Below are 16,531 nucleotides of genomic sequence, written 5' to 3' on the forward strand. Positions count from 1 at the left end.
GAGTTTTTCATGGTATTTAACACTGGCTCTGCGCTATTGGATGCCATTGTGCTTGCCGTTGTGGAACGTTCCTCCGAGGGTACCTACGGTTATAAGATCACGCAGGACGTCCGTTCCGTTATAGATGTTTCTGAATCAACGCTTTATCCGGTACTGCGCAGACTCCAAAAGGATGACTGCCTTTCTGTATATGATAAGGAATGCGGTGGCAGAAACCGCCGTTATTACCAGATCACAGAACAAGGCCGGGTACAGTTAAACCTCTATCGGCAAGAATGGCACAATTATTCCCACAAGATCAGTCAACTGCTTTTGCACACTTCATCGGACACAAGATTATAAATGAAAAGAAATGAGGAAAACTATGACCAAATATGAATTTTTAGGAGATTTAAGCCGTTTATTAGCGGATCTTCCGGAAGAAGAACGCAAACAGGCTCTGCATTATTATGAAGATTACTTCGCCGATGCCGGAGAAGATAACGAGCAGGCGGTTCTGACGGAGCTGGGTTCACCAGTGGAAATCGCAGAGCAGATCAAAAATGATAACACCGAAAATATTTCCTATGGAGAAGGTACTGTTTCTCGCGCTACAGATGCCCCCCAGTTATACGAGACATCAGAACACGCGCAGAATAAACATACACAGAATACCTCCGAGACGGAGGATGGCTGGCATAAAATGCACGGTTCGCAAAATACCGGTTCATCAAACAATGACGGATGGAATCAGACTTCCGGCAATTATGATAACGCAAATGGAGATCAGGCTGCTTATCAACAGACAGGGCAGCAAAAATCCGGCTTTTTTGCCAGAATGGACCACAACAATATTCTCATAATGATTGTTGTGCTAGTCATCACCTCACCGATCTGGGGAACCGCACTGGTTAGTATTGCCGGTATCCTTTTAGGTATTGTAAGTGCAGTTATCGGCATCTTCGCCGCAATGATCTTTGGCGGTGCCGGGTCTGCCATCGGAGGCGTCGCCGCAATCATAGGCGGGATCATCGGTATCATTGCCGGAAAGACAGCCGGAGGCATCCTTACTATCGGCGTCGGATGTCTGTTATTTTCTCTCGGCTCCGCTTTCTGTTACCTTGGAATATTCCTTGTCATCCGATTATTTCCGTTACTCTGGAAACAACTTCAACATTTTTGGGACTGGATCACAGGAAAGCTTACAGGAAAGGAGCAGTCTTATTAGACGAGTGTAAATTATGAAAAAAAGAAATATATTTTTGTTTATTTTGTCCGGAATATTTTTCATTGGCATATTGTGTATCATTGCAGGAATTCACATGGGAGGAACTCTTTTTTCCTTTCATCTGACCCCAAAAACATCATCAAAGGCATATACAGAAAGCGGCTTCATGACTCTGTCGGATAAAGAGAGTTCACAGATCACAGGCTTCGATTTCGATATCCAGGCACAGGAGGTCGTGATCCAGTCCGGAGATTCTTATGGCATTGAAACAGAGAATGATAATGAAAATAACCGCTATCACTCCTACATCAAAGATGGTATCTGGCATGTAGAAACTCCTGACAATGCCAGGGCGAATGTTACGATTCTCGACCACACCGTCTACATTCCTTTTGGACATAGAAAGGCAAATGCCAGTCCCTATACGATCACACTCCCTTCTGATGTAACCTTTGACAAGGCAAAAATTTCCTTAGCCGCAGGCGAATGTCGTATCAAAACTCCCCTGACAGCCGGACAAACTACTATTAAGATCGGTGCCGGTGCATTAAGCGCAACGCAGTTGCAGTCAGAAAGATTAAATATCAAAATCGGTGCTGGGGAAGGTATTATCGACAACCTTCAGGTTACAGAAAAGTGTACTACAAAAGTAGGTGTTGGAAATCTGGAACTTGGAAAAACGAATATCGTTTCCAACATTCACAATCTGAATTCTGAAACAGCCATGGGAAACACAGAAATCACAGGAAAACTAACGGGAAACAACACATTAAAATGTTCTACCGGTAATCTGGATCTGACATTGGCCGGAAGAAAAAGTAATTATAGTTTCAGTACAAATACCACCATGGGAGACATTACCTTCGAAAAGGACTCACAGTCCGAAAACACATCTACTGAGAATTATGGCGATGTAACCCTCAAATGCAGTATGGGAGCCATCACGGTAGATTTTATGAACTAAAAAGAAACTGATAACAATTCATGTACCAGTTCCTTTTCTGTTATTATTTATTGTGCCAATGCAGCCGGTGAAGCTGTCCGTCTCTCTCTGCCTCCAGAAAGCTGTTCTGGCGTAATGCCTCGTACAATACGATCGCAACGGAATTGGAAAGATTCAGCGAACGGATATTATGGTTCATAGGAATGCGGATGGCATTTTTTTCATTGTCCACAAGGATTTCCTCCGGTATACCGGCGCTTTCTTTTCCAAACATAATATAGGCGTCCTCCGGATAAGAAACATCAGTATATGTCTGATGCGCCTTTGTCGTGGCCATAAACATATTGCCGGCAGCCTGTGGATTCTTTTCGAGAAAATCCTCGTAACAGTCATAGACTGTGACATCCAGTTTATCCCAGTAATCCATTCCCGCTCTTTTCAACATTTTATCGCTGATCTGAAACCCCAGAGGCTCGATCAGATGAAGTCTGGAGCCGGTCGCACAGCAGGTACGGCCAATGTTTCCGGTATTGGCCGGTATCTCCGGCTCAAGAAGTACAATATTTATCATACATTTCCTCTTTTCTAAACAGCCACTCCGATACTACTTTCTATGCCTTTCGATAAACCGCTCTATCCGCTCCAATGCAACCTTCAGATCATCAATGGAATACGCGTAGGAGATACGAAGGAACCCCTCCCCGCAACGACCAAAGGCAGTACCCGGTACAACTGCTACTTTTTCTTCCTCCAGAAGCTTTGTTGCAAATTCATCCGATGTCATCCCAAACTCCTTAATGCTTGGGAATACATAAAATGCACCAAACGGTTCAAAGCACTTCAGCCCCATATCACGGAACGACTTCATCAGGAAATTTCTCCGCTGATTGTATGCTATTCTCATACGCTCTACATCATCATCCCCGTCACGCACAGCGCTGATGGCTGCATACTGACTCAGGGTAGGTGCACACATAATTGCAAATTGATGGATCTTGAGCATCTGCTTAATGATAGGCTTCGGTCCGCAGGCATATCCCAGACGCCATCCGGTCATAGCATAAGACTTGGAAAATCCATTGATCACAATAGTTCTTTCCTTCATCCCCGGCAAAGACGCAATGGATACATGGTCTCCGCTGTAGGTCAGCTCAGAATAAATCTCATCTGAGATCACATAAAGATCGTGCTCTCTGACCACCTCTGCAATATCCTCCAGATCCTCTCTGGTCATAATGGCTCCCGTCGGATTGTTAGGAAATGGCATGATCAGAATCTTAGTTTTGTCTGTGATGGCATCCAGAAGCTGCTGCTTCCTTAACTTAAACTCATCCTCTTCCTTTAACTCAATGATCTTTGGCACACCATCTGCCAGAACGATACACGGCTCATAGGATACATAGCTTGGCTGTGGCAGAAGAACCTCATCTCCCGGATCAAGCATGGCACGAAGTGCCCCATCAATGGCCTCACTTCCACCGACTGTCAGATAAATCTCTCCTGCCGGATCATAAGATAACCGGAAACGTCGTTTCAGATAATTGGCAATCTCCTCCTTCAGCTCTTTCAAGCCGGCATTAGAGGTATAAAAGGTTCTTCCCTGCTCCAGGGAATAGATTCCCTCTTCACGAATATGCCATGGTGTATCAAAATCAGGCTCTCCTACACCGAGAGAGATCGCATCCTTCATCTCACTGACGATATCAAAAAATTTACGGATGCCGGAAGGCTCAATACTCTGTACTTTCTTAGATAATGGGTCTCTCATGGGGTAATCAACATCCTTTCTGAATCGTGCTTTTCATCGGTCATGATCAGACCGTGCTCTTTGTATTTCTTAAGTACGAAATATGTCGCGGTACTTGTAATATACTCCAGTGTAGACAGCTTTTCCGTTACAAAACGGGAAACTTCTTTCATGCTCTTTCCCTGAATGACTACGGTCAGGTCAAAGCCACCGGACATCAGATAGACACTTTCTACCTCTTCAAACTTGTAGATTCTCTCTGCTACTTTATTAAATCCCATATCGCGCTGTGGTGTTACCTTTACCTCGATCAGGGCAGTAACCTTCTCACAATCTGTTTTATCCCAGTTGATCAGGGTCGGATAACCGCAGATCACCTTGTTATCCTCCATCTCTTTAATCTCATGCTCAATGGTATCTGTTCCTGTATTTAACATCGCAGCCAGATCCTCCGTAGACCGGCGGCTATTCATACTGATCGCATCTAATATCTGTTTCTTGATCATATCAATATCCCTTTCCTTTCATTTGATTCTTATTTCCTACTGATAAATCTTATAAAGCTGATCACTACCTGCCGGTTCCAGAAAACGTGTTTCTTCTCCGCTTCGAATAATACGGTCATTGCCCTCTGTGGCTCTGCCTATAACAGCAGCCGGTATCCCCTGCTCTGCCAGCTCATCCACCAGTTTGTTACCGTGCGGTGTCCCGATCAGCATACTTCCGCTGGAGATCAGCATGTATGGATTGATATCGTAAAACTCACACAGCTCAATGGTTTCCTGCCGGATCGGTATCTTGTCCAGATCAGCGATGATCCCTACGCCGGATGCCTCTCCTACTTCCCACAATGCACCGAATATGCCACCCTCGGTAACGTCGTGCATTGCTGTGACACCGGCATTTACCGCGACTGCAGCCTCCGGTACCACCGAAATATAATCTCTCATAGCCGCTGCCGCATCGATGATCTGCTCCGGTATCCGTGTCAGCAGCTCCTCCCGCTTCTCCTCTGCAATAATGGAAGTGCCTTCCAGCCCTGCCCATTTCGTCATAACAAGGTCATCATCCGGCCGAAGCCCTCCTGTAGAAACAAGCTTATCTTTTTTTACTTTTCCAACTCCGGTTACTGTAATAACCGGCCGGTTGACAACATCTGAAATCTCTGTATGACCGCCCATTACTTCAATATGAAGACGATTTGCAGCCAATATGATCTCCTCCATAAGATCGTGCAGCTTTTTCTCACGGGTCCGTGGCGGCAGGATCACGCATGTAAGGATTCCCACAGGCTCTGCACCACTGGAAGCCAGATCATTGGCAGTAATATGTACCGCCAGTGTTCCCATACCCTTGGATGCCCCTGTAATTGGGTCTGTCGAAAAAACAAGCACCTCATCCTCCGCTGTCTCGATGGCAGAGCAGTCCTCACCCACACCCGGATGCAGTAATACCTCCGGACGAAGATGCTTGATCTGTTTAAACACTGCTCTTTTCAGTACGTTCTCAGGTACCTTTCCTATCTCCATAATAATCTTACATTCCTTTCCCCGTCCGCAGACTTTGAACCGCAGACCTTCTATACTTTCGTCATCCTTCAGTCCTGTATCTTAAATCCTGTTTTTATCTTGCAACAGCCTTTCCACCGGTACTCTCCAATGTCTTCGCTGTATTTTTTTTGTTGGTATTTTCTGTAGTATTTTTGTTTGTCGTTGTATTGGTCGTATTTTTCCCGGTACTGTTTCCTGATGTACCGGAAGTATTTTTCTTTGTATTGCTGCCGGATGATTTGCTTCCCCTGCTTTGTGAACCTGTCGCAGATTTTGGACTGGCACTGGAGGTATCCTTTTTCTTTGATTTATCCGACGGAGATGAACTTGCTGCCGGACTTGCGGATCCCGGTGCCGGTGTTGCCGGCTGCTTTCCTACTGTCACATACTGTGGAGAAGCATTATATGCGCTGGTATTGACCTGTACCTTATCGGTCTGTACCCCATTAACCTTGATGATCTTCCAGAGCTTTGCTTTATAACCTACATGGGCGGACTGTGTCACAGAACGATAGCTTGCCGGCAGGTCAGGATCCTCTGTTACAACTTCTTCCCCCGGTTCAATCGTATCCGTGATCTCAGACTCAAAAGAAATCTCTCTCCCAGGCTCTCTGGTTTCATGACCGTACACACGGAAGGACAAAATCCCACCGGATGCACTTCCCATAATATAAATAGGATAATCTGTATTATTTTTAAATTTGAAATCCTTATAATCTCCGGAGATCGCCGCATCCCGTGAAACCGGAACATATGCGACAACCATGGAATGAGGCGACCGTTCAACCACCTTAAGCTCCGCATTCAGTACGGCATTGTAAAGTGTCGTTGAAACCTGACAAACTCCTCCGCCAATACCGGAAACAACCTTACCGCTGGAATACTCCGGTGCTGATTTGTAGCCATTGGCTTCTGTTCTGTCCTTGATCACCTTGATCGTGGAAAATGTCTCTCCCGGTGCCAGCACGGTTCCATTGATCCTGCCTGCTGCCGTGGCAACATTACTGGAACGCTCTACCTGGTACGTTGCATAGGTAGTAGAATATTTACCAAGAAGATCCGTACACTGGGATGCTTCCTCCTGTGTAAACTTCGGCTGTGTCACCTGAACATCTGCGTTTACCTCTATGGTATCCTTTTCTGCTGCTTTCTTGTCTAAAAGTGCCTTCTTAATGGCATCAGAGGTATTCTCAACCTGTACCTCCATACCTTCCCTTGATCGCGTCGCCTTTAACGCACCGTTTTTAAATTTCAAACGGGAATCCTTTGCTTTAATATCATATGCAGAACACTTTGTCTCTACAAAACTCTTTAACGTATCTTCATCAATCTCCGGCTCCAGTGCAACATCCTTCTCGCCCTTCTCAGCTTTACGGATCTCCTGAAACTTCTCCCAGAGATTTCCCTTCTTTCCGATCTGAAGCGCTTCTCCGGCGTAATCCTTCTCCGGGATCGTCAATCCAGCCTCCTGCGCTGTGGCTTCTACCAGATAGTCCTGCACCGAAACCACCAGACTCTGCTGCTGTCTGTCCGCAATATAGGTCTCAACCTTCTTCTGCGCCTGCTCCTTCGTAAGTCCTCCCACATCAATGGAACCGATGGATACCCCATCACAAATCTGTGTTTTATTACCAAAATTATCCTTTGCAAACAGTGTTACAATACCTGCAATCGCAACTACTGCAATACAGCCTGCCACAAAAATTGCCGTCAATGCTTTGTTTCTTTTCATAATGTCGTCTCTTCCTTATTTTTGCTTATTACATTATTTTAATCATATTACAGGCAAATCGCAAGTCAAAGATTTTCCCCGTATTTGACAATTTTTCGTACATTATGTATATTGAAAAAGGGCAAAACCAGCATTTTCTTATACACTGAAAAAAGCAGATGAAATACATCTGCTCATTTATCGATGAAAACAATTAACCTAAGTATCCGAGAACCATAGGAAGGACCATGGCAATAATAAGTAATATACAGATAACCATCGCAATTCTCTGCTGATTTTTTTTGTTAAAAAAGTTCATACGGCACTCCTTTCTTTGGCACTTTTACATAGCTTATCCCATACAGGAGGATGATATCTTATGCCAATTATACTCATATTCTTTATTCTATTCATAATCTGGGTCAACGTCAAGACCAAACGCGGAGCCACAGACAACTCTAAATGGGACACCTCTTACTGGGAAAAGGAACGGGAGGCCAATTTTGTCCGCAAAAAGGATATCAGCAATCTGGATTATATTACCATTTCTGAGGATGAACTTCCCTTTTCCGATACTGCCGGGGGAGAAGAAAAATACCGGCAGGATGAAGTACGCCGCACACTATCATGTAAAATCCTTAATCTCTCCGGCATGAGTAACGCAGATATCAAGCTTGCATACGGCACAGCCAACTTTCCGGAGCTTTCCATGTATGATCAGAATTATATCCTGTTGATTCGTAATCTGGGTCTGTGGGGCAGTTACCTTCACCATAATTGCGAGGGGCAGGATACCCGCGCCAAAATCATTCTGGAACGTGCCCTTTCGCTTGGCAGCGATATTAAGGATACCTATGTCTCACTGGCAGAAATTTATCTCGCCGAGCATCACCCGGAAAAGGTTCAGGAGCTGATCCGTCAGGTAGAGGCTTCTGATTTTGACTTAAAAGACTCTCTGCTCCGGGCCCTTAATGAACTTCTCCCGGACTAAAACAATCCCTTATACGGATTATCCCTTGCTTCAGTCCATTCTTCGATCCGTTCATCATAGATCTGACAAAGCCAGTCGTAGGCCTCGTCCAGTCCATCCTCTGTATAAACAAACTCCTTTACAGTCTTTTTCTTGTCAGGTGTTTTTTCAAAACAAAACGGCTCCGGCCAGATCGTCACACGAAGCACCGGTTCCGCCTCTTCCTGCTCCGGATCTTTATACTGCTCCAGCTGATAACGCATTCCCTGAAAGCTCGCCTTTAACACGGCTTTCTTATTGTAAAAGGACTTAATATCATAAATCGATTTTCTACTGTTCATTTCTCACTATGCCTTTCCTGTATTCAAGACCAAAGCAGGCAAACCCGCTTCAACTTTCAGCGTTTTCTGTAAAACAAAAATCCCATAAAAGACATCTCTGTCATTTATGGGATCGGTTAGCAGGGGTGGAAGGAATCGAACCCTCCTCTGGAGTTTTGGAGACTCTTATTCTACCGATGAACTACACCCCTGAATCGTAGTGGCAAATTCACACTGCCTGTCTAGTATACTATTCCATTTTGGTTTTGTCAAGAGATATTTTACAAAACTGCTGTAAAATGATAAGATATAATTATATTTACAGATACTCAGGAGGAATCTATGAAAATAAAGTGCACAAACTGCGGAAAGCGTTTTGATTACGATCTCTATGCCGGTCTCTGCCCACACTGTGGCGTTTATATGCGGCCGGATTCCACCGGTCATACGCAGGAACCTGTCTCTGCTCCCAGACCACATTCTACAGAACGACCTCATAGAAATACTTCTACGTCGATTTTCCCGGAATCTGTTTCCCAGAAACAACAGCATACGAAACAACGAACACTGCAAAACACCGCAACTCCGATCCAGCGTTTCCGCAGCAGCCGGGTGGTAACCATTATTTTGGTACTGATCCTTGCGCTGGCCATTATTGTTCCATACAGTTACGCTACATATGTTTTCCATGACAAGAAACAGGAGCTGATCCTGACAGACCCGTCGATCTGTGAAAACCTCAAGGGTTCGGAGACTTTTACGATCCCAGCGGAAAACGGGGACTTTAAAATTTCTATGACCGCGGTCACCCGTGACACAGACAAAACCTTTGAAACACCGGATGGCTATGAGATCCTGACGGTCCGGTATCACGTCGATATTCCATCCGGGGTTTTAGATATTTATCCGGGGCAGGCAAAGGAGAATCACCTTTTTACCAACTGGATGTACGGCACCGTCCTGTCCTATGGCGTCACCAAAAGCGGCCGTTACGTCAAACCCATTTCGGAATATGATCTGAGCCGCGTCAAAAATCTGGAAGAAAATGAACGGGAGAAAAAAGGCATCGGAGATACCATTGATTCTCAGGATGGATTCCTTTATTTTATGGTAAAGAAAAATGATTTTAAAGGGATATTGGTCAATCAGATGAATCCCGATACGGATGCATTAGTGGCCTCTTATCTCATCACAGGAATTAAACAAAAAAAATAATCTTTATAACATTCACATCAAAGGAGGCACTTTATGAAAGGGGTAACTTTCCTCATTGAAAAGCTTGTAACGACAACCTATAAAAAGCTGGGAATCAATGGAATATTGCTTTTGCTTATTTTCATTGCGATTCCTGCCAGCCTTTTCTATACAGATTATAACGGACCGGATTATCATTTTACGACAAATTACACGTTAAAGGCTGTCACAGAACCGGAAAAAGTGGCTGAAAAGGATGTTCCTCCGGCGATCGACCGTTTTGCCGATGATTACTATACGGTATCTCTGCAGATCGACAACTATTACTCTAAGGAGCTTAATCTGCCTTATCTCTCTGCATTTCAGGAGGATGAGGATAATTTTATCTCGTTTCGTGATTATGATTATTATGATGACATCAAGGGCTACGATGTAATTTCCCCTGACACCTGTATCCCTGCCGGAACCGGAATCACACTTCCATATTATTTCTCCGGCTATGAGCTGACGGATACGGAGCTTACGATCCGCCCATATGAGGATAAAGAGGTGAACGAGGGAAATACTGTTTTACTGAAATTAGACTAAAACAATATAAAAAATAATTTGTATCATTGTTCTCTCTTTTCTTTATTTTATATGATAGCAGAAAAACGCACTCCCCTGCTGTCCTTTTCTGTCCGCCTGGATCACAAAGGTTGTGTCATCCTTCCAGCTAATGGCATTTTCATCATAGCTTGTGAGATTCTCCCTGTCAATCAGATATAATTTTTTCTTTGGGATATCAAGTACACCGATTTTTCTCACACACCTCTCTGTAAATTTTCCGAAAAAAAGAAGTTTATCTCCGGAATCATTCACCAGCACAGATCCCATTTCCAGATTTCCGTCAAATTTCTCGATCTCTGTGCGTTTCCCCGTTAATTCATCTACCAGATAAACCTTTTTCCTCTGCTCCAACAGATCATATCTTCCCCCGGTAAATGCCACTCTGTCACTGTCATCTTCCTCCGGATCCTCTGACCAGATCCGAACGTGATGATACAATTCCTGCTGCTTCCCTGTTTGCAGGTCAAGGCGATAACAATCATAATAATCCTGTATTTCATTTTCAGCCGTCAGACCTCCATCCGCATCCCCACTGTCTTTGTGCTGTTCCGTCGATATCGTTCCAAATATTACAGAATGCTCCAGTCCTCGAACAAAACAGATATCGTCCATCTTTGTCAGCTTTTCCATAGACACGGCTGTATGATCCATCATATCGATCAGATAATATACTGCATCCTTCTGTGTATCCCCCACAAGCACACAGCAAAGGTGATCTGACAGCTTTCCCCAGTTTGTGACCACATGATATTTCTGCAGGCTCTTGTTTCTGATCATGATGTCACCAAAAACGTCCGTAAGCTTTTTGGTGTTTACGTTATATTTTAACGGATAAGAATACGGCTCCATCTGTGACTCCGCCGATGCAGTAACCCAATATTCTCCGGCATCATCCTGCGACAGAGAAAAAGTATACTGTCCGTTATCTGGTACATCGTCTTCCTGAATCAGGTTATAGACATACTGATTTTCCTGATCCGATATCATATCCGCATTGATCCATCCGGTATGCTTTTTCCAGTGAAGCTTCCGTTTGATATGACGAATATTCGAAATCGGCACGATGGCATTTCCTTTGATGGAAAAATAAGATTCTTTCCCCTGTTCTGTCGAAATATAAATATCCTGATACGGCTCTACATAATGGTTCGCCGTTATATACTGTGCTTCCAATATATTCTCAATTTCTTTGACTTCAGAGATTTCAATCCCTTCTTGTTTCCTTTTTGATCCGCGTTGTCCGGGAGAAGTATTCTTTTCCTTGATCTGTTCTCTGGTGGTAACCGGCACAATGGAAATGATCCATTTGCGAAACTGTGCATTTACCCGGTACGCTGTCGAAAATAACAAAATCATAAGAGCCGCTGCTGCAATCCACCGCCATGGAGAAATACGTTTTGAAGTACCGGAAAATTCCAGACTTTCTTCGATAAAACATTCTTTAATCTCTCCATAAGCGTGTAATATCACTTCCTTTTCTGTCATTTACCGTAGCCCCCTCTCCTCAAATACTCTCTGAGTTTCCGGTTTTCTCTCCGCAGGATCGTTTTCACGGAATTGATATTCATATTCAGATCAGACGCAATCTCTGCAATGGAATCGCCAAAGAAATACCGCCTTACCAAAATGACTCTTTTGTTGACCGGCAATTTACTAAGAAAGTGGTTTATTTCTGTCGTCAGCTCCTCCCATTCTATATTTTCTGAAAAGTTCGGCATAACGGAAAAGGTCTCTTCCAGTTCCTCAAAGGATACCGTGTTTTTTTCGTCTCTCCTGGCGGCTCTTTTGTGATCCAGCCGGTTCAATGAAATATTTCTGGTAATCTTACAGACAAATGCCCGGAAATAATGGGGGCGTTCCTCCGGTATCCGGTTCCATACTGCCAGATAAGTATCCTGAACACATTCTTCGGAATCCTCTCTGGAATGCAATATATTATCGGCAATATGACTGCACAATTTATGATATTTCTTTTTCGTCTCCAGGATAGCCGTCTCCGAACGATGCCAATATAATTCTATAATGTCGGAATCTTCCATGTATTTTCTCCTTTCCTGCTCTGTCCTATAAGTAGGATTTTACGACGGAAAAGTTTCAATTTTATTGTCCACATGAGGAGGTTTTTGCAGCAAGATCTGACAACAAAATACCGTCACGACAAAAGCGCAAATTACAAAATACAATACATTTAACCTCAATGTCCCGCTGGCCATACTCTGAGAATTCTCTTGAATGACATGAATCGTAGAGAAAATGCTCTTCAAGTTTGAACAGATCGCATACGCAGACACACCATAAATCAATATTCCTCCCCAGATTCTGCCATGTTTTCTGCGAAAATAAAGCCCGGCTCCTACCGCCCCAATGAAGTATACTGATATTTTGATCAAACAATCGAGCAAAATATATATGTATGCCTCCGGATTAGGACAGTTTCCATTAAAAATACAGTTTTCCTTAAGATTTCCCAGCAGATAAATTGTCAGGCCAGCAATGATGATCATATATAAGACTGCCATCACTCTGTTTATAATATTCTTTTCTTTTGATTTTTCAAAAACATCCGTTGTCTTTTCTTCCTCTGCTGTCATCTCCTTCTGCTCATCAGGATGAGGTTCTATTGACAGCAATTCATCCACACTCACCTCCAGCTCTACCGATATCTTTTTTAAAGTCTCCAGATCAGGATAACGGTTTCCACTCTCCCATCGGGACACAGTCTGGCGTGTGACATAAAGCTTTTCTGCAAGAGTCTGTTGTGTATACCCCTTCGCAATTCTTACTTCCCGCAGTTTTTGACCGAACTCCTCCATAATTTAAACTTACCTGTCCTTTCAAATTATTTCTTTGATTTGGTAATGTTGGGATCAAAAGATAATTTGCCCCTTGCATCATTATTCTATATCGTACTAAATAAGCCAAGCACCATCCTTAAAAAGCCTGTTACCATTCCGGTAACAGGCTTTTTTATGGGCTTTCGCCCTAATAAATATGATCTCAAACGGACGTCAGCCCAATCATTATTTTATTTCTGCATGCAGACTCTGAATACTCTTAATGTCACAGCTCTCATGCTTCTTCAGATATGAGATACCCTCAACAGCCGCTCTGGCCGCTGCCACTGTGGTCATATAAGGAGTCCTTGTCTTAATGGCAGCCTTACGCAGATAGCTGTCATCGTTGATGCTGTCCTTACCCACAGGAGAATTGATGATCAGATCAAAGTCCCCGTTTGTAATGGCATCCAATACATTTGGTCTGCCCTCGGAAAGCTTGTTGATCTTCTCTGCCGGCACGCCTGCCTCTGTGATAAGCTCATAGGTATTGCCCGTGGCAACAATTTCAAAACCATTTTCATGGAATGCCTTTGCTACATCCACAATCTCTGCCTTATCCTTGCGGTTTACAGAGATCAATACCTTACCGGACATCGGAAGCTTAGAGCCGACACCCTCCTGCGCCTTCAAGAATGCCTCTCCGTAAGAAGGAGAAAGACCAAGCACCTCTCCGGTGGAACGCATCTCCGGTCCGAGGATCGGATCAACCTCCTGGAACATATTAAATGGGAAGGCCGCTTCCTTTACACCGTAATATGGAATCTTGCTTTCCTTCAGGGACGGAACCGGTGAAGGTCTTCCTGTGAGCTCTGAGGTTATGATATCTGTTGCCAACGGCACCATTCTCACATTACATACCTTGGAAACCAGAGGAACAGTTCTGGACGCTCTTGGATTGGCTTCCAATACATAAACAGTTCCATTCTCAATGGCATACTGCATATTCATCAGGCCGCGCACGTGCATTTCCTCTGCGATCTTTCTGGTATAGTCCTTGATCGTTGCAATATTTTCTGCAGAAATGTGAACCGATGGAATAATACAAGCGGAATCTCCGGAATGAACACCCGCCAGCTCCACATGCTCCATAACCGCCGGAACAAATGCATGCTCTCCGTCACTGATGGCATCTGCCTCACACTCCAGTGCGTGATTTAAGAAGCGGTCAATGAGGATCGGACGATCCGGTGTCACACCGACGGCTGCTTTCATGTAATCTGCCATAGACTCATCATCATATACGACTTCCATACCACGGCCGCCCAATACATAGGATGGACGTACCATAACCGGATATCCGATCTGGTTTGCAATAGCGACTGCTTCCTCAACATTCGTTGCCATACCGGCTTCCGGCATAGGGATCTCCAGCTTATCCATCATGGCGCGGAACAGATCTCTGTCCTCTGCCAGATCAATGACCTCCGGAGATGTACCCAGAATCTTTACTCCGTTTTTCTCAAGCTCTGCTGCCAGATTTAAAGGAGTCTGTCCACCAAACTGTGCGATCACGCCCAGCGGCTTTTCCTTTTTGTAAATTGCCAGAACATCTTCCAGTGTCAGTGGCTCAAAATAAAGCTTGTCAGAAGTATCATAATCGGTAGAAACCGTTTCCGGATTGCAGTTTACAATAATTGTCTCAAATCCAAGCTTTTTCAAAGCCAGTGCTGCATGTACACAACAGTAATCAAACTCAATACCCTGACCAATCCGGTTTGGGCCACCACCCAGAATCATAATCTTTTTGTTATCTGATACCTTTGATTCATCCTTTGCATTGTAGGTGGAATAATAATATGCACTATCCTGTGTACCGGATACATGAACACCTTCCCATGCCTCCTCACAGCCAAGTGCGATACGCTTATTGCGGATATCCTCCTCAGAGACCTCCAGGATCTGGCTCAGATATTTGTCAGAGAAACCGTCCTTCTTTGCCCGGATCAGTGCGTCATCTGCCGGAAGCTTGCCCTTGCCTGCCGCAAGCAATGCTTCCTCTTCCTCCACCAATTCCTTCATCTGCTCGATAAAGTACGCTTTTACCTTTGTAATCTCAAAGATCTCGTCAACTGTTGCACCTTTTCTAAGGGCCTCATACATCACAAAATGACGTTCAGACGACGGTGTGATCAGTTTCTTTAACAGTTCTTCCTTTGTCAGACTATCAAAATTTTTGGCGTGTCCTAAGCCGTACCGTCCCGTCTCCAAAGAACGGATTGCCTTCTGGAAAGCCTCCTTGTAATTCTTACCGATGCTCATCACTTCGCCGACTGCACGCATCTGGGTTCCCAGCTTGTCCTCTACGCCTTTAAACTTCTCAAACGCCCATCGTGCAAACTTGATTACCACATAATCTCCGTCCGGAACATATTTGTCCAGAGTCCCGTATTTTCCACATGGAATATCCTTTAAGGTAAGTCCGCATGCAAGCATTGCGGATACCAATGCAATCGGAAAACCGGTTGCCTTCGAAGCCAATGCCGAAGAACGGGACGTTCTCGGATTGATTTCTATTACAACAATACGGTCAGAAACAGGATCATGGGCAAACTGTACATTGGTTCCACCCACAACCTGAACCCGGTCTACAATGGCATATGCCTGTTCCTGCAGTCTCTTCTGTGTCTCCTCTGAAATTGTCAGCATCGGAGCCGAACAAAAAGAATCACCGGTATGCACACCCAGCGGATCAATATTTTCAATGAAGCAGACCGTGATCATATTTCCTTCCACATCACGAACGACCTCCAGCTCCAGCTCTTCCCAGCCCAGAATAGACTCCTCAACAAGCACCTGACCTACCAGGCTGGCCTGAAGACCTCTTGCACATACGGTTTTTAACTCATCCTTATTGTAAACAAGTCCACCACCGGCACCGCCCATGGTGTAAGCAGGACGAAGAACAACCGGATATCCCAGCTCATCTGCAATCGCAAGAGCCTCATCCACAGAATATGCCACCTGGCTTCGTGCCATCTCAATGCCGAGCTCATCCATGGTGTTCTTAAACTCGATACGATCCTCACCACGCTCAATGGCATCAGCCTGAACACCAATAACCTGAACATTGTATTTGTCCAAAATCCCCTCTTTATATAACTCAGAGCACAGGTTCAAACCGGACTGACCTCCCAGGTTCGGAAGAACCGCATCCGGACGTTCCTTCGCAATGATCTGCTCCAGACGCTCCACATTCAACGGCTCGATATATGTAACATCTGCTGTCTCCGGGTCTGTCATAATCGTTGCCGGATTGGAATTTACCAGCACGATCTCGTATCCTAATTTCTTAAGTGCTTTGCAAGCCTGTGTTCCGGAATAGTCAAACTCGCACGCCTGACCGATCACGATAGGACCGGAACCAATGATCAAAACCTTATTAATGTCGTCTCTTTTTGGCATAAATAATCTCCTTCATTTTGTAATTAAATGGATTGCATCCT

General features: G+C 44.5%; 16 protein-coding genes and 1 tRNA gene. 6 read left to right on the top strand and 11 right to left on the bottom strand.

From position 1 onward, the window contains the following. Positions 1–9 precede the first annotated feature (9 nt). The 3 genes from H8704_RS01920 (at position 10) to H8704_RS01930 (ending at position 2,171) form a co-directional block, all read left to right on the top strand. Complete coding sequence (locus H8704_RS01920; protein ID WP_022463659.1) at positions 10–342, top strand: PadR family transcriptional regulator; 333 nt, start codon at positions 10–12, stop codon at positions 340–342. 22 nt (positions 343–364) lie between these two features. Continuing rightward, positions 365–1,207: a DUF1700 domain-containing protein gene (locus tag H8704_RS01925; RefSeq protein ID WP_249297062.1), complete on the top strand. Its 843-nt coding sequence runs from the start codon at positions 365–367 to the stop codon at positions 1,205–1,207. Between the two features lie 94 nt (positions 1,208–1,301). Next, positions 1,302–2,171: a DUF4097 family beta strand repeat-containing protein gene (locus H8704_RS01930; protein ID WP_249297063.1), complete on the top strand. Its 870-nt coding sequence runs from the start codon at positions 1,302–1,304 to the stop codon at positions 2,169–2,171. 43 nt (positions 2,172–2,214) lie between these two features. Here H8704_RS01930 and trmL read toward each other — a convergent pair whose 3' ends face one another. From trmL to H8704_RS01955, 5 genes are all read right to left on the bottom strand, one after another. Continuing rightward, positions 2,215–2,721: a tRNA (uridine(34)/cytosine(34)/5-carboxymethylaminomethyluridine(34)-2'-O)-methyltransferase TrmL gene (gene trmL, locus H8704_RS01935; protein WP_022463662.1), complete on the bottom strand. Its 507-nt coding sequence runs from the start codon at positions 2,719–2,721 to the stop codon at positions 2,215–2,217. 33 nt (positions 2,722–2,754) lie between these two features. Then, positions 2,755–3,918 carry an aminotransferase class I/II-fold pyridoxal phosphate-dependent enzyme gene (locus H8704_RS01940; RefSeq protein ID WP_022463663.1) on the bottom strand — a complete coding sequence of 388 codons (1,164 nt, stop codon included), beginning with the start codon at positions 3,916–3,918 and terminating at the stop codon, positions 2,755–2,757. Then, positions 3,915–4,400 carry an Lrp/AsnC family transcriptional regulator gene (locus tag H8704_RS01945; RefSeq protein ID WP_182439813.1) on the bottom strand — a complete coding sequence of 162 codons (486 nt, stop codon included), beginning with the start codon at positions 4,398–4,400 and terminating at the stop codon, positions 3,915–3,917. Before H8704_RS01945 ends, H8704_RS01940 begins: the two co-directional genes overlap by 4 nt. Before the next feature lie 39 nt (positions 4,401–4,439). Then, positions 4,440–5,426 carry an AIR synthase family protein gene (locus H8704_RS01950; RefSeq protein ID WP_249297064.1) on the bottom strand — a complete coding sequence of 329 codons (987 nt, stop codon included), beginning with the start codon at positions 5,424–5,426 and terminating at the stop codon, positions 4,440–4,442. Positions 5,427–5,520: 94 nt separating this feature from the next. Beyond that, positions 5,521–7,179, bottom strand: coding sequence for a VanW family protein (locus H8704_RS01955; RefSeq protein WP_249297065.1), 1,659 nt, complete (start codon positions 7,177–7,179; stop codon positions 5,521–5,523). A gap of 358 nt (positions 7,180–7,537) precedes the next feature. Here H8704_RS01955 and H8704_RS01960 point away from each other — a divergent pair, with 358 nt between their 5' ends. Then, the gene (locus H8704_RS01960; protein WP_118679497.1) at positions 7,538–8,149 is read left to right on the top strand and encodes a hypothetical protein; all 612 of its coding nucleotides are present in this window, start codon (positions 7,538–7,540) and stop codon (positions 8,147–8,149) included. Here H8704_RS01960 and H8704_RS01965 read toward each other — a convergent pair. Together H8704_RS01965 and H8704_RS01970 are read right to left on the bottom strand one after the other, a co-directional pair. Then, a complete protein-coding gene (locus H8704_RS01965) occupies positions 8,146–8,469 on the bottom strand; it encodes a hypothetical protein (protein ID WP_022463669.1) in 324 nt (107 codons plus the stop codon). The two genes, H8704_RS01960 and H8704_RS01965, sit on opposite strands and share 4 nt — an antisense overlap. Positions 8,470–8,589: 120 nt before the next feature. Further along, a tRNA-Trp gene (locus tag H8704_RS01970) sits at positions 8,590–8,660 on the bottom strand. Between the two features lie 130 nt (positions 8,661–8,790). Here H8704_RS01970 and H8704_RS01975 point away from each other — a divergent pair. After that, a complete protein-coding gene (locus tag H8704_RS01975; protein WP_249297066.1) occupies positions 8,791–9,663 on the top strand; it encodes a hypothetical protein in 873 nt (290 codons plus the stop codon). 33 nt (positions 9,664–9,696) lie between these two features. Next, complete coding sequence (locus tag H8704_RS01980; RefSeq protein ID WP_022463671.1) at positions 9,697–10,230, top strand: hypothetical protein; 534 nt, start codon at positions 9,697–9,699, stop codon at positions 10,228–10,230. A gap of 42 nt (positions 10,231–10,272) precedes the next feature. On the opposite strand, the gene H8704_RS01985 is transcribed toward H8704_RS01980, so the two are convergent. The 4 genes from H8704_RS01985 to carB all read right to left on the bottom strand — a co-directional run bounded on the left by H8704_RS01985 (position 10,273) and on the right by carB (position 16,490). Next, entirely contained in the window at positions 10,273–11,736 is a 1,464-nt protein-coding gene (locus tag H8704_RS01985; protein WP_249297067.1) for a hypothetical protein, read from the bottom strand. Beyond that, the gene (locus H8704_RS01990; protein ID WP_118679489.1) at positions 11,733–12,290 is read right to left on the bottom strand and encodes an RNA polymerase sigma factor; all 558 of its coding nucleotides are present in this window, start codon (positions 12,288–12,290) and stop codon (positions 11,733–11,735) included. Before H8704_RS01990 ends, H8704_RS01985 begins: the two co-directional genes overlap by 4 nt. 39 nt (positions 12,291–12,329) lie before the next feature. Further along, positions 12,330–13,064: a helix-turn-helix domain-containing protein gene (locus H8704_RS01995; RefSeq protein WP_249297068.1), complete on the bottom strand. Its 735-nt coding sequence runs from the start codon at positions 13,062–13,064 to the stop codon at positions 12,330–12,332. Between the two features lie 207 nt (positions 13,065–13,271). After that, positions 13,272–16,490, bottom strand: a complete 3,219-nt coding sequence (gene carB / locus H8704_RS02000; protein WP_249297070.1) for a carbamoyl-phosphate synthase large subunit — start codon at positions 16,488–16,490, stop codon at positions 13,272–13,274. Positions 16,491–16,531: the final 41 nt, after the last annotated feature.

Source organism: Jutongia huaianensis (genome assembly GCF_014384985.1).
Lineage (GTDB): Bacteria > Bacillota > Clostridia > Lachnospirales > Lachnospiraceae > Jutongia > Jutongia huaianensis.

Excerpts from the sequence above, each read along its gene's own strand:
- H8704_RS01920 (WP_022463659.1), top strand. The coding sequence starts at position 10 with ATGGTATTTAACACTGGCTCTGCGCTATTGGATGCCATTGTGCTTGCC.
- H8704_RS01925 (WP_249297062.1), top strand. The coding sequence starts at position 365 with ATGACCAAATATGAATTTTTAGGAGATTTAAGCCGTTTATTAGCGGAT.
- H8704_RS01930 (WP_249297063.1), top strand. The coding sequence starts at position 1,302 with ATGGGAGGAACTCTTTTTTCCTTTCATCTGACCCCAAAAACATCATCA.
- trmL (WP_022463662.1), bottom strand. The coding sequence starts at position 2,721 with ATGATAAATATTGTACTTCTTGAGCCGGAGATACCGGCCAATACCGGA.
- H8704_RS01940 (WP_022463663.1), bottom strand. The coding sequence starts at position 3,918 with ATGAGAGACCCATTATCTAAGAAAGTACAGAGTATTGAGCCTTCCGGC.
- H8704_RS01950 (WP_249297064.1), bottom strand. The coding sequence starts at position 5,426 with ATGGAGATAGGAAAGGTACCTGAGAACGTACTGAAAAGAGCAGTGTTT.
- H8704_RS01955 (WP_249297065.1), bottom strand. The coding sequence starts at position 7,179 with ATGAAAAGAAACAAAGCATTGACGGCAATTTTTGTGGCAGGCTGTATT.
- H8704_RS01960 (WP_118679497.1), top strand. The coding sequence starts at position 7,538 with ATGCCAATTATACTCATATTCTTTATTCTATTCATAATCTGGGTCAAC.
- H8704_RS01965 (WP_022463669.1), bottom strand. The coding sequence starts at position 8,469 with ATGAACAGTAGAAAATCGATTTATGATATTAAGTCCTTTTACAATAAG.
- H8704_RS01975 (WP_249297066.1), top strand. The coding sequence starts at position 8,791 with ATGAAAATAAAGTGCACAAACTGCGGAAAGCGTTTTGATTACGATCTC.
- H8704_RS01980 (WP_022463671.1), top strand. The coding sequence starts at position 9,697 with ATGAAAGGGGTAACTTTCCTCATTGAAAAGCTTGTAACGACAACCTAT.
- H8704_RS01985 (WP_249297067.1), bottom strand. The coding sequence starts at position 11,736 with ATGACAGAAAAGGAAGTGATATTACACGCTTATGGAGAGATTAAAGAA.
- H8704_RS01990 (WP_118679489.1), bottom strand. The coding sequence starts at position 12,290 with ATGGAAGATTCCGACATTATAGAATTATATTGGCATCGTTCGGAGACG.
- H8704_RS01995 (WP_249297068.1), bottom strand. The coding sequence starts at position 13,064 with ATGGAGGAGTTCGGTCAAAAACTGCGGGAAGTAAGAATTGCGAAGGGG.
- carB (WP_249297070.1), bottom strand. The coding sequence starts at position 16,490 with ATGCCAAAAAGAGACGACATTAATAAGGTTTTGATCATTGGTTCCGGT.